A 13,044-nucleotide genomic window follows, 5' to 3' on the forward strand; every position below is an offset into this window, starting at 1 on the left:
TTTACATGGGTTAAAAGATAACCGTCGTGACGCCATCTAACGGTAAATGCCAGTCCAGCGTGTTCCACGGACTTTCAGGATTACCGGTTAAACGACGCAGAATATCCATCTGATCGTTAACAAAATCTTCCGTCGCCAGCGAGCGCCAATATTGCCGCCCAACCACGTAGCTAATGGCAAAATGATACCAACTGTCATATTTCTGTTGCGCATCCCGCGCCATAGACATGATCATATCCCAACCTTCCTCTTCGCCCACCATACCCACCGCCATCCCCCAGCGGCACAGGTTGACGCTACGCCCTTCGTCCCAGGCATCAATCCCGGTACGATCCAACGCAAACCGATTGAGCCTCACGATCAGTAATTCACTGTGATGTTCTTCATCATGTTGATGGCGCTGGATATACGCATCCATCTCCGCTTCAGACATCGCAGACAGCCTATGCTGTAGACGGCGGTAACCAGGCCCGTGTCCGTGACCATTGAGCAGGCGATGGATCTGGCGCAGCAGCGCTTCGCGAGTTTCAATGCCCCAATCCCGTTTCAGAATATGGCGGATCGCCCTCAGCGCTTCCTGTTTATCACCCCCGCCATCCAGCACATCATGGCGATCGCGATTCATTTCCGTCAGAATGGCTGACAGCGCCAGCCCCCATAGCTGAGTTTTGGATAAAGGCTGCGTATTTTCCTGATTTTCCACGGTCATGCGTTATCTACTCCCTGCCGCCCCGGCGCTATCCGCTCCAGCTTCATTAACCATTCGCCGATCTCATCCATATCGCCGCCGTATTCCTGGTATAACTTCGCGCCACGCTGGGCCTTATCATACAAGCCTAATTCACAGGCAGATTTCAACAACTCCAGTGCGGTAATCGACCGCCGAGTGCCCCACTCGATCGCTTCGTCAAAACAGTCTATCGCTTCACGGTGTCTCCCTAAGCGACTTAGACATATGCCGCGACGATGCCAGAGTCCATCATCGGACGGTTTGCACCTCACCGCAAAATCCAGATCCGGTAACGCTTCATGGTAACGATGAAAGGTATAAAGCAACATTATCGAACGGGCGGAAAAATACACCCAATGTGATGCATCCAGCGCGATAGCTTTATTCACACACTCCAATGCCTTATCAGGCTCATCAGTAAAACGGAAAGCCTCCGAGAGCATAAACCAGACATCGGAATTGTCCTGATGATAGCTCAATACATTTTCCAATAGCGGGATCATGTCCTTGTACGTCTCCATTTCGTACAGGGTTCGCGCTAAGCGAATCCGCGCATCGTAGCCATTTTCTCCTTGCCGCTGCGCCTCTTCCATCGCCCATGTATAGGCCTGCCGTGCGTCCTCATACTGCTTCAACCGATAATAGGCATCGCCAAGCGTCATATAGAGCGTCGAGGAAAGATGACGCTGGCTGAAATCACCATGCTTGACGAAAAGTGAGCGGTAGATGACCTCAAAAATACTCCCCCTAATAAAGCGCCAGGGTGACGTAGCGTTGTATTCTGCTCGAGCCATCAGATGGCGGATAAAATTAATACTCAGTGTATAAGCACCATTTTGCAGGTAGCATTCTGCGACTTCTTCACAGTATTCCATGCTGTAACGCTTCGGTTTAATCGTCGCGAAACCACCAGCAATGGTCTGCGCATTGATTTTAAGCACCTGAATCTGCGCTTCTACGTCATACGGCACCAGCATGCAAAGATAGCGATACAGTTCCCGAGCTTCAAAGAGCAGACCTTGAGCCAGAAAACAGCCAGCCAATCCCTTCAACGCCACGGCATGGTCGCTTTGCATCTCCAGCACCTGATTAAACGCATCGGCAGCACGTAGATACTGTCGGTCATGCAGCTCGATCTGCGCTAATCGCAGGTAACCGTCTATTTGCTCCGGCACCATTGCAATTAACTGACGACAGCATTCACGAGCGGGGGAAAAATCACCAAGGCGATGGTAGTGGGCGATAGCCCAACAGAGCAGCTCTGGATCGCAGATCTCTCGCGCTAACACCTGCGCTAGTTGTCGATCAAATGCCGCGCGATCACGCTGATAAACGATGCGAACCAACTGTTCCCTATCGTGGAAATAACGGTCGACGTCCTCTCCAGTCAAGCCGGAAGGCAACCTCAATCCACGCACTGGGATATGCCAGACATCCTCATCATTCAGCCATTCCAACACATTCTCCACCTGCTGTGATGAATAATGTCGCTTTAGCAGTAACGAGTTATGTTCCCAGTCGAAGGTTTCCAGTAAGTGCTGCTTCACCGTATCGGGTAAGAAAGCACAGTGGCCTAAAAAACCAAACAGCCACAGTGAAACAGGCTGTTTGATTTCAAGACGATCGAGTACCGATGTTGATAGCACGTCACGCCACACCTCATCGTCGATACGACACTGAAAATCCGCATAGATTGCCGCCACACGCTGCTTTATCGCTTCAATTTGCTGCATCGTATCCTGCATTAAAGCAATGTCATCGTTCGCCGTGTTAGCCGCAGGATTGCTAATGTTCTCAGCCTCTGCTGCCGTCTCTGGCGCAGGGTTTTCCTGCTGCTCGGCATCCCCTTTAGCCACCAGATAGCGGGCCTGCAAGAGCGCTTCTTCGTACGCAGCGCGGAGCGCTTTAAACGCTTCGGCATCATCTTCTGGATTATGCTGCCGCAACAAACGCGCATACGCACGTCGAATAGCCATTTGGTCGACCGTTTCCTCAATCCCTAAAAATACCCAGCATGACGTTTTCATAACGAATGAGGCTCCATCTCATCAAATACGCTCTGTATTTCTTTTGTTACCCGACGAATATGTAATGTATCCTGCGTTTCCAATGCATCTTCAAAAACTTGCAATTCATGCGCAATACGTTCTCGCGCTTCGCCCATTAATTGCTCATATAAACGCTCACCGCGTGCCAGTAACAATCGACTCTCCATACGCTCACGCGGGTGTATTTTTATCTCTGCCAACTGCTGTAAGCGCGCCTGTATCTCAGCGTCCGACAAATCACAGCTATCATTGCGGATAACCGTTGATTTACTGTTGCCCTCATGGAGGTCTGTCGCCTGCACTTCCAAAATGCCGTTGATATCGTAGGTATAACGCACACGCACAATGGGTTCATCTTCCGGTGTGGGCGGAAACTCAATTTCCAGCTCACCCAATTTGACGTTATTACGCGTCAGGCGACTTTCCCCCTGATAGATTTGCAGCAGCATGTTGGTTTGCCCTTCATGACAGGTGCTGAACACCTTTTCCCGGCTCACGGGGACAACCGTATTACGATCAATGATCGGCGTATAATAACCGCTCTCCAGATGTCCATTCGGCAAGCGGCGTGCCGTTTCTAGCCCTAGGGTAAACGGGCAGACGTCAGTCAGCACGACCTCCGCTAGCCCTTGGCTACGCGCCTTGAGCCCAGCCTGCACGGCAGCACCCAACGCCACGATTTCATCAGGATTTAGCGTCGCGATCGGGTACTGACCAAATAGTTTGGCAGCCAGGCTTCTCACCACGGGCATACGGCTAGCACCCCCGACCAGAATGACGCAATTCAAATCACGCGGGGTAATAGCCGCGTCATTCAATGCCCGTTCGATAGGCTGGCGTAACGCATCAATTAAAGGAGTGCAAAGTGATTCAAAATCATCGCGGGTGAGGCGCCATGGATACGATACGCCACCGAACTCTGGCGCTATCGACGCCTCATGTTGCAGCGTCAATTCCCGTTTCATTCCTTCGATATGCTGGCGCAGGCGACTCATTTCTGACAAGTCGAGCGACGTCAGCGCATGCGTATTCAGAAACGCTTTTACCAACGTATCGACAAAATCTTCGCCCCCTAGTGTGTTGTGCCCTGCTGTGGCGTTCACTTCCATAATGCCGTCAAATAGCGTCAGGACCGACACATCGAAGGTGCCACCGCCCAGATCGAATACTAAAAAACGGTTTTCTGGTGCATTGATGTGCAACCCGTAACTTAACGCAGCGGCCGTCGGCTCATTCACCAAACGTTCAACCTTGAGGCCAGCTAGCTGCCCTGCAATCTGCGTTGCTTTGCGTTGTTTGTCATTAAAGTAAGCAGGCACGCTGATGACCGCTTCTGTCACGGGCGCACCAAGAAATGCTTCAGCATCAGCTTTCAACACGCGTAGCAGAAAAGAAGATAATTCCTCAGGCTGGTAGGTCTGTACATTACCAAGCGAATAGGCCTTTTTCGTCCCCATGTAGCGTTTGAACAATGCTGCGGTTTTAAGCGGGTGAGTAATCAAACGCTCTTTAGCCACACGCCCCACCAATAGGTCGCCGTTATCATCAAGGCCGATAACTGAGGGGGTGAGGTAATCACCGTGTGCATTAGGAATCAGTACGGCTTTCTCGCCGTCCCAAAATGAAGCCAGACTATTTGTCGTACCTAAATCAATCCCTATGATATGAGACATATTCCTCCCTGATTGAATAAACGCAAAACGCCTGATGAAATTCATCGGGCGTGGGTAAGCTGAATAGAATTAACCGATAGTAGGACTAATTATGAACACAATAACGAACTTAAAAAACGTCCTATTCTAAATTACGCCAGATATTTATCCTGCAAATAATTCCGCGCACGATTATCCAGCCCGTATTCCACCTCAAGCCAACTATCGATCGAACCATGCCGTTCGTAGATGGCCTGCAACGCCGTCACGATGAACTCTTCCTGCACCGACAGCACATAAGAGAACTGTCCCAGCGCTTTTTCATTCAGCGTTGCCGACAGATGTGTCAGTAGTTGCTGGCGGAAGGGCGTCAGCGTCGTCTCGGTGAGCAAGTAATCTTCCATCACCGTCTGCTCATCTGCCCCCAGCGCAAACATCACCAGCGCCGAACCGATACCGGTGCGATCTTTACCGACGGCGCAGTGCTGTACCAGCCCGCCCTCATCCGGCCGCAATAGCAGCGATACCAGCTGTTTATAGGCTGAGTTATTGAAAGGCAGACGGCGGTAAAGCTCCAACATGAATGCGCGGGAATCAAACGCCGCCAGCACATCGGATCCCAATGAATCCAGATTAGCCGTCACTTCATGGCGCAATGGGTTGGCTGGGTAAGCGTGGTAATTCGCCCCCGTCCACAAGACGTCGGGCTTCTGCGCAATTTCATCAGCATCCCGATAGTCCACCACGTGGGAAATCGGCACGCCCGCAAGGTGTTCACAGTCAGCCTGACTCAGCAAATCCAGCGAGCCGGAGCGAAAAAGTTTACCGTGTCGGATAAGCCGCCCATCAGCAGCGCGGTTACCGCCTAAATCGCGGAAGTTGATTCCGCCGTCCAGCGGTAATAAAGAAGGATGAAGCAACGTTGGTTCGGTCATACATCTCCTTGCGAGGTTGAAAGGCGAGCAAGGCAACTTGAGCTATTTAGTGTATACCCTAAATAATTCAAGTTGCAGGACAAAACGTTATCGTTTTGAACAACGCAAAGCGTTGACCCGCTAGGGCGAGGTTCATTTATGAGCCTCGTAACGCGGCAAGAGAAGGAATCCCGATGAGCTTACTCAAGTAAGTGATTCGGGTGAGCGAACGCAGCCAACGCACATGCAGCTTGAAGAATGACGGGTATATCAGGATACGGGCTGGCATCGACGATGACCAGCCCAAAATACCATCAATTTTTGTGCTTATTCAGCGGCTAACAAGCGGCGGGTTGCATCCAGCAACACCTTGACGACGGTGGTTTCGGCCAGCTTCATCGTCGCCGCATCCGGGATTTCCTGCTGAGTACGGTTCACGATCACGCCCGCGATCATGCCCGCTTTTAATCCCTGGCTGGCGCACATCGTCAGCAGCGTGGCGGATTCCATTTCATAGTTCAGCACGCCCATGCTCTGCCATTCTTCCATCGAACCGCGGAAACGACGTACCACGCGTCCAGAGAAGGTGTCATAGCGTTCCTGACCCGGATAGAACGTATCGGAAGATGCTGTGATGCCCACGTGCAACGCCGCGCCCGATGCCTTCGCCGCTTCCACCAGCGCGGTGGTACAGCCGAAATCAGCCACGGCAGGGAATTCCATTGGCGCGAAGTGCAGGCTCGCCCCATCAAGGCGAACGGCTGCCGTGGTTACTAGCACATCGCCGACATTGATACCGGACTGAATCGCCCCCGTCGTACCGACGCGCAGGAAAGTACGGATGCCGAGCTGTGCCAATTCTTCGACCGCAATTGATGTTGACGGGCCACCGATACCGGTCGAGCAAACAATCACTGCCTTGCCGTCCAGCTCCGCACGCCAGGACGTAAATTCACGGTGTGATGCCAGATGTACCGGGTTATCCATCAGGCGAGCAATTTTTTCAACACGCTCAGGATCGCCGGGGACGATAGCCAGCGTCGCGCCCTGTAAATCGTTCTTGACCAAACCAAGATGGAACACATCAGATGTAGACATAACTGCCTCCCGGGCAATCAATTGGGTATTCAGAGAAATCGTGCTGGACGCACCATAAACGCAGCCTGTAGGCGTCCGTGCAATAAAAAGACTCTAGCGCATCATGACGTTTTTTTAAGTGACGAGAATCACCGATAAAAAAGAAACAAATATCAACATACATAAAAAATGTGATTTAAATCACTATTTATTGGACGGGGAATTCATTTTTGCCGATTAATTGTCTTCTAGTGTAGATTCTTTAATCATTAATAGTATTTATGATGGATATTCTGAGATCCCTCTTTCACATGAAAATCGGCCGATAACAGGAGTGCGCGTAATGAAGACTGATGAACAGACAACCTTCAAACATCTTCCTCAGGGGCTATCCCCAGCGGTAGAACCGCAGACCTCCTCCATCATTACGACGGATTCTGTCGGTATCATTGCCAGTGAAACCACTATTTCTTCTCAGGGCGAGCAGTTGCCTGCGTATATCGCCAGACCGGCGAACCATGACAAGCCGCTCCCTATCATTCTGGTGGTGCAGGAGATTTTCGGCGTTCATCAACACATTCAGGACGTTTGCCGCAGGCTGGCCAAACGAGGCTATATGGCCATTGCACCAGAGCTGTATTTTCGTCAGGGCGACCCCAGCCACTATAACGATATTCAGCGAATCCTGACCGAGCTGGTGTATAAGGTGCCCGATACGCAGGTGCTATCCGATCTCGATCACACGGCCAACTGGGCGATTAAACAGGGCGGCGACGCCAGTAAGCTGGCGATAACGGGTTTCTGTTGGGGCGGACGCATCACCTGGCTCTACGCCGCGCATAATCCACAGCTCAAGGCGGCCGTTGCCTGGTACGGCAAATGTACGGGTGAGAAAACGTTGAATAGCCCTAAACATCCCGTCGATATTGCAACAGAATTAGCAGCCCCAGTGCTGGGGTTGTACGGTGCGAAAGACGGGAGTATTCCGCTAGAACAAGTGGATACCATGCGGCAGGCGCTGCGTGCTGCCAATGCGGAGGCAGATATCATTGTCTATCCCGATGCCGGTCATGCTTTTCATGCTGATTACCGCCCCAGCTATCATGCAGAATCCGCACGCGACGGCTGGCAGCATATGCTGGCGTGGTTCCAGAAAAACGGCGTGGCGTAACGCCATCACACCATTTTCGTTCTTATCCACGATCTAAAACGCCACCGAACAATGGTGGCGTTGGCGTTTTACCTTTTTACTGTTTTACAGAGACAGACAGCCTTAGAACGTCGTCCAGTCGCCGTCATTGCCCTTGTCTTTCGCTGCCGCTGGCGCTAAAGACAGCGTTGGCGTACGCATTGGTGCCGATGCATAAGAAGCGGTTTTGCCGCTGCCATATGACTGCAACTTAAACGCGCTTACCGCTTCCGCCAGGACAGAGGCCTGTGCTTGCAGAGACAGTGCCGCAGAGGCCGACTCTTCAACCAGAGCCATATTCTGCTGGGTCGTGGTATCAATCTGTCCAATCGCCAGATTCATCTGGTTAATGCCGTCGCTCTGCTCACGGCTGGCCTGCGAAATCTCGCTGATAATGCCCATTCACGTTATCGATGAGGTCATTCGCATCTACCGTTTGCGGATAAACCTCTTTGACGATATCTCTGGCACCATCCTGAAAAGAGGACAGTTTAGACAAAGAAAAAATACTCACGGTAAATAACATCAGAATCAAGATGGCAAATCCGCCTCCTAATCGATAGCCAATTCGCTAAACTCATGTCTCACTCATTTTAGGTAATACATAATAATGACTGCTGCTCGTATCATAACGCCGCAGTGTGGGGAATTATCGTTTTTTTCGGGAAAATAAATAGGTTGTATGGGTGTAAATAAATACTCATAGATGAGTAATTGCAGGTGCACGTTCAACATCAGTAAAACGTTAAAAAATAAAAAAACCTCGCTCCATGGGTACATCCAGAGCCGCTTCCATATCGTCTACCTTATCGGCACAATATTCCCTAGCTTTATGACGGCATCGATTAACTCTACCGATGAATCAATATATTCATAGCGAATAAATAATCCTTTTCGAAAAAATAACCTATCAGTCAATGCAGAAAAATACGGGGAATAGAGCGGGAGTTTTATTAAAGAAAAGACAATATAGTTAATTTTCAGGAAGGAAGAAGATTTGCAGGGTAGAAATAATAAACAGCCGAGAGGGAGAAAAATAATGCGTATTTTTATCTACTCGTTAGCTATAAAAGCTCAGGGAGGCCATCGCCTCCCTGATTGCATTAGCCACTAATTATTACTGGGTTTCACGCAGACGCTGTGCTGCCTGAACCATATTCGCCAGAGCCTGACGCGTTTCCGGCCAGCCACGGGTTTTCAGACCGCAATCCGGGTTCACCCACAGGCGTTCAGCGGGAATACGCTGTGCCGCTTTCTTCAGCAGGTCTTCCATCCATTCCACGCTCGGTACGTTCGGGGAGTGAATATCATAAACGCCGGGACCGATTTCATTCGGGTATTCGAATTCTTCAAACGACTCCAGCAATTCCATATCGGAACGAGAGGTTTCAATCGTAATCACGTCTGCATCCAGCGCGGCGATAGAATCCATGATGTCGTTGAACTCGCAATAACACATATGGGTGTGGATCTGCGTGTCATCTTTCGCCACGGCGGCATTCAGACGGAAGGCATCCACTGCCCAGGTCAGATAAGCGTCCCAGTCCGAGCGGTGCAGCGGCAGACCTTCACGCAGCGCCGGTTCGTCAATCTGGATGATGCCAATACCTGCGGCTTCTAAATCTGCCACTTCGTCACGCAGCGCCAGTGCAATCTGTTTAGCGATGGTTTCACGCGTGACGTCTTCACGCGGGAACGACCAGCACAGGATCGTCACCGGACCTGTCAGCATGCCTTTCATCGGCTTGTCGGTCAGAGACTGTGCGTATTTCGCCCACTCAACAGTGATCGCTTCTGGACGACTCACATCACCAATAATGACTGGCGGTTTCACACAGCGAGAACCGTAGCTCTGCACCCAGCCGTTCTGGGTAAAGACGAATCCGTCCAGATGCTCGCCGAAGTACTCCACCATGTCGTTACGCTCGGCTTCACCGTGCACCAGTACGTCCAGCCCCAGACGCTCTTGCTCAGCCACAGCCTGCTTGATGTGCTCGGAAATGCCGGTGCGATAGTGATTGCCATCCAGACGACCTTGTTTGAAATCCAGACGCAGGCCGCGAATTTCGGTGGTTTGCGGGAAAGAACCAATCGTCGTCGTCGGCCATGCTGGCAGATTAAAGCGCTCACGCTGGGCATCCGCACGAACCGAATACACGTTCTGACGCTGGCTGTCCTGCGCAGTAATCGCCGCCAGACGCTGGGCAACGGCAGCGTTATTCACACGCGTCGAGGTACGGCGAGCACGAATCGGCGCGCTGTAGGCGCCCAGTGCCTGCCCATTGCCGCTGTTCAGTGCCTGAGACAGCAGTGACAGCTCCGCACATTTCTGGATGGCAAAGGCAAACCAGCTCTTCACTTCATCATCCAGACGCACTTCCACACTCAGATCGATAGGGCTATGCAGCAGTGAACATGAACTGCCCAGCCATAGATCACGCGTCCCCACCAGCGGCTGCAGACGTTCGAACCAGTTGCTCAGGTCAGCACGCCATACGTTACGGCCGTTAATCACCCCCAGAGACAGTACCCAGTTAGCAGGCAGTTGAGTGCTCAGCGTAGCGGCATCATCCTTACCGTGAACCAGATCGACATGCAGCCCCTGAACCGGCAGCGTTTTGATCGTTTCCAGATTCTGGCTAACGCTATCGAAATAGGTCGTCAGCAGCAGTTTCACCTGACCCTGCAATGCATCGTAAGCCGGTTTAAATGCGGCCAGCCATGCTTGCGGCAGTTCCAGCACCAGTGCAGGCTCATCGATCTGCACCCACTCAATGCCGCGCTTCGCCAGTTCAGCCAGCACCTGCTGGTAAACGGGTAGAATGTCCTGCAGCAGCGACAGACGGTCAAACTGCTCGCCTTTCACTTTCCCCAGCCATAGGTAGGTCACCGGGCCTAGCAGAACAGGTTTAATTTTATGACCCAGCGCCAGCGCTTCATCAACTTCATCCAGCAGTTGTGTCCAGGTCAGCTTGAACTGCTGTCCTTTGGTGAATTCCGGCACCATGTAGTGATAGTTAGTGTTAAACCACTTGGTCATTTCTGCCGCAGCAGCAGGTTGACCGGTTGGCGCGCGTCCGCGGCCAATACGGAACAGCGTATCCAGATCGACCGAGCCATCTTCATTTTGATGGCGCGCAGGTACGTTACCCAGCAGCAGACTCGTGGTCAGCACATGGTCATACCAGGCGAAATCACCCACTGGCAGCAGATCAACGCCAGCATCCTTCTGTTGTTGCCAATGACGCGCACGCAGCTCACGTCCAACGGTCAGCAACTCTTCCTGTGTCGCGTTACCTGCCCAGTAGCTTTCCTGCGCTTTTTTCAGTTCACGGCGTAGTCCAACGCGCGGAAAACCCAGTGTGTGATTCACAATCGCCATCGTTAATTCCTCATTTAGCCGTCCAGATGTTTACACATCCATAATCCGCAGGTAGTGTAGTAAGCACAAGCGCAATTTATTCACTGTCACTGTGAAGGACTCTCATGATCGAATTCAAACACCTGCGAACGCTGCAAGCACTGCGCAATACCGGATCGTTAGCCGCCGCTGCCTCTGCACTTCACCAAACTCAATCGGCGTTATCCCACCAGTTCAGCGATCTGGAGCAGCGCCTTGGGTTCAGGCTATTCGTGCGTAAAAGCCAGCCGCTGCGCTTTACGCCTCAGGGAGAAATTCTGTTGCAGCTGGCAGAGCAGGTGTTACCGCAAATCCAGCAGGCGTTGCAGTCGTGCCATGAGCCGCACCAAACCATGCTGCGTCTGGCTATTGAGTGCCATAGCTGTATTCAGTGGCTGACACCTGCGCTAGACGAGTTCCACCAGCATTGGCCGCAGGTGGCGATGGACTTTAAATCAGGCGTGACGTTCGATCCTCAGCCAGCACTTCAACAAGGCGAGCTGGATCTGGTTATGACCTCCGACATCATGCCGCGCAGCGGTCTGCATTATTCACCTCTGTTTGATTTTGAAGTCAGGCTGGTACTGGCTCCCGACCATCCGCTGGCAGGAAAAGAGAAAATTGAACCGGAGGATTTCACCGCCGAGACTCTGATGATCTATCCGGTACAGCGGCAACGGCTGGACGTCTGGCGTCACTTTTTACAACCAGCCGGCGTCAGCCCTACGCTGAAAAGCGTGGACAATACGCTGCTGCTGATTCAGATGGTCGCCGCACGCATGGGCATCGCTGCGCTACCGCACTGGGTGGTGGAAAGCTTCGAGCGTCAGGGGCTGATTGTGACTAAATCGCTGGGTGACGGGCTGTGGAGCCGGTTGTACGCCGCCGTCCGTGACGGAGAGCAGCGCCAACCGGTGATTGATGCGTTTATTCGTTCGGCGCGCCAGCACGCTTGTGAGCACTTACCATTTGTGAAGGACGCTTCACGACCCAACGCTGGTGTACCCACAGTGAGGACGTAATAATTATCGTCCCCACGATAAAGCTCAGCCAGTCTGGCGTTTTATGCCAGATAGCGAAGTTGACCAAGAGCCCAGCCGGCACGTGAAAGTTGTTCATTATGCTAAGCGTTCCGGCATCGACCTGAGTTGCGCCATAGTTCCACATAAAATACCCCAGGCCAGAAGCGCCAATCCCCAACCAGACCAACACGCCCCACTGCAAGGTTGTAGTGGGTAATTTATCCAGATTGCCGAAAAGCAGCCATGCAGCTATCGTCACAATCGCCGCCCCCAGATAAAACCAGGAAAACGCGCAGTGCTGCGGCACCGGATAGAGCTCCATCAAACGCTTATAACCCACCTGACCGGCGGCAAAACACACGTTAGCTGCCTGCACCAGCAGGAATCCCCACCAGAAATGTGCACTCACGCCGTGATAGTGGATCACCGCCGCCCCGAATACCGCCAGCAGAGCGCTCATCACGTAGCCCCAGCGCAGGCGCTGTCGGGCAAGCAGGTCGTAAATCAGCGTCACGTACAGCGGCGTCATCACCGTAAAGAGTAAAAACTCAGGTACGGTCAGGTACAGGTAAGCCTGGAACACGAACAGGTACATGATACCCAGTTGGCAAGCACCCACTAACAGATACAAGAAAATAACGCGTGGGGCATAGCCGCGCAGGCGTAAGAACGGCAAAAACACCACTGCCGCCGCCGTCAGGCGGAACATCGCAGAAAACCAGCTATCAACCTGACCCGCCAGATATTCGCCAATCAGGCTGAATGAAAATGCCCACAAGATAGTGGTGATAGTAAGTAATGGCACAACAACATCCGCTTAGGAAAAAGTATCGCCATTGTAACGGAGATGGCTGAATGAATTTCAGTCAATGTGGTTTACATTAGATTAAAGAGTAAACAAACAAAAAATAAACGTCACAACGGAGAGAGATGACGTGAAATAGCCTTTAGCAGGGAGCAATCCACGTCATTAAATATATTCTGTCAGTGCTGCTCTTTTAGCAAAAAATAG

At 51.9% G+C, this 13,044-nt stretch carries 10 protein-coding genes and 1 pseudogene; 2 read left to right on the forward strand and 9 right to left on the reverse strand.

Annotated features, from left to right (window positions below):
- Positions 1-10: 10 nt before the first annotated feature.
- The 5 genes from IG609_RS19250 to udp all read right to left on the reverse strand — a co-directional run bounded on the left by IG609_RS19250 (position 11) and on the right by udp (position 6,442).
- The gene (locus IG609_RS19250; protein ID WP_180786786.1) at positions 11-709 is read right to left on the reverse strand and encodes a DUF1266 domain-containing protein; all 699 of its coding nucleotides are present in this window, start codon (positions 707-709) and stop codon (positions 11-13) included.
- Positions 706-2,706, reverse strand: coding sequence for a J domain-containing protein (locus IG609_RS19255; protein ID WP_193400661.1), 2,001 nt, complete (start codon positions 2,704-2,706; stop codon positions 706-708). The genes IG609_RS19250 and IG609_RS19255 overlap by 4 nt, the downstream gene beginning before the upstream one ends.
- A 47-nt stretch (positions 2,707-2,753) precedes the next feature.
- On the reverse strand, positions 2,754-4,451 hold the full coding sequence (locus IG609_RS19260) for an Hsp70 family protein (protein WP_193400659.1): 1,698 nt from the start codon (positions 4,449-4,451) through the stop codon (positions 2,754-2,756).
- Positions 4,452-4,582: 131 nt separating this feature from the next.
- Entirely contained in the window at positions 4,583-5,365 is a 783-nt protein-coding gene (locus tag IG609_RS19265; RefSeq protein ID WP_039285206.1) for a tyrosine-protein phosphatase, read from the reverse strand.
- Positions 5,366-5,671: 306 nt separating this feature from the next.
- Entirely contained in the window at positions 5,672-6,442 is a 771-nt protein-coding gene (gene udp, locus IG609_RS19270) for a uridine phosphorylase (RefSeq protein WP_193400221.1), read from the reverse strand.
- A 322-nt stretch (positions 6,443-6,764) separates the two neighbouring features.
- Between udp and IG609_RS19275 the strand changes: the two genes are divergently transcribed.
- Positions 6,765-7,592, forward strand: coding sequence for a dienelactone hydrolase family protein (locus tag IG609_RS19275; protein ID WP_193399285.1), 828 nt, complete (start codon positions 6,765-6,767; stop codon positions 7,590-7,592).
- Between the two features lie 102 nt (positions 7,593-7,694).
- On the opposite strand, the pseudogene IG609_RS19280 reads toward IG609_RS19275, so the two are convergent.
- From IG609_RS19280 to metE, 3 genes and pseudogenes are all read right to left on the reverse strand, one after another.
- A pseudogene (locus IG609_RS19280) lies at positions 7,695-8,006 on the reverse strand (methyl-accepting chemotaxis protein); the annotation flags it as partial.
- Entirely contained in the window at positions 7,975-8,124 is a 150-nt protein-coding gene (locus IG609_RS19285; RefSeq protein ID WP_193401980.1) for a hypothetical protein, read from the reverse strand. The pseudogene IG609_RS19280 and the gene IG609_RS19285, both read right to left, overlap by 32 nt.
- A gap of 603 nt (positions 8,125-8,727) precedes the next feature.
- Positions 8,728-10,992 carry a 5-methyltetrahydropteroyltriglutamate--homocysteine S-methyltransferase gene (metE, locus tag IG609_RS19290; RefSeq protein ID WP_193400223.1) on the reverse strand — a complete coding sequence of 755 codons (2,265 nt, stop codon included), beginning with the start codon at positions 10,990-10,992 and terminating at the stop codon, positions 8,728-8,730.
- A 104-nt stretch (positions 10,993-11,096) separates the two neighbouring features.
- Here metE and metR point away from each other — a divergent pair, with 104 nt between their 5' ends.
- A complete protein-coding gene (gene metR, locus IG609_RS19295; protein ID WP_193399288.1) occupies positions 11,097-12,032 on the forward strand; it encodes an HTH-type transcriptional regulator MetR in 936 nt (311 codons plus the stop codon).
- On the opposite strand, the gene IG609_RS19300 is transcribed toward metR, so the two are convergent.
- Positions 11,938-12,837, reverse strand: a complete 900-nt coding sequence (locus IG609_RS19300; RefSeq protein WP_193400226.1) for a carboxylate/amino acid/amine transporter — start codon at positions 12,835-12,837, stop codon at positions 11,938-11,940. The two genes, metR and IG609_RS19300, sit on opposite strands and share 95 nt — an antisense overlap.
- Between the last annotated feature and the right edge of the window lie 207 nt (positions 12,838-13,044).

This window comes from Pectobacterium quasiaquaticum, from assembly GCF_014946775.2.
Classification (GTDB): domain Bacteria; phylum Pseudomonadota; class Gammaproteobacteria; order Enterobacterales; family Enterobacteriaceae; genus Pectobacterium; species Pectobacterium aquaticum.

Excerpts from the sequence above, each read along its gene's own strand:
- udp (WP_193400221.1), bottom strand. The coding sequence starts at position 6,442 with ATGTCTACATCTGATGTGTTCCATCTTGGTTTGGTCAAGAACGATTTA.
- metR (WP_193399288.1), top strand. The coding sequence starts at position 11,097 with ATGATCGAATTCAAACACCTGCGAACGCTGCAAGCACTGCGCAATACC.
- IG609_RS19275 (WP_193399285.1), top strand. The coding sequence starts at position 6,765 with ATGAAGACTGATGAACAGACAACCTTCAAACATCTTCCTCAGGGGCTA.
- IG609_RS19265 (WP_039285206.1), bottom strand. The coding sequence starts at position 5,365 with ATGACCGAACCAACGTTGCTTCATCCTTCTTTATTACCGCTGGACGGC.
- IG609_RS19260 (WP_193400659.1), bottom strand. The coding sequence starts at position 4,451 with ATGTCTCATATCATAGGGATTGATTTAGGTACGACAAATAGTCTGGCT.
- IG609_RS19250 (WP_180786786.1), bottom strand. The coding sequence starts at position 709 with ATGACCGTGGAAAATCAGGAAAATACGCAGCCTTTATCCAAAACTCAG.
- metE (WP_193400223.1), bottom strand. The coding sequence starts at position 10,992 with ATGGCGATTGTGAATCACACACTGGGTTTTCCGCGCGTTGGACTACGC.
- IG609_RS19255 (WP_193400661.1), bottom strand. The coding sequence starts at position 2,706 with ATGGCTATTCGACGTGCGTATGCGCGTTTGTTGCGGCAGCATAATCCA.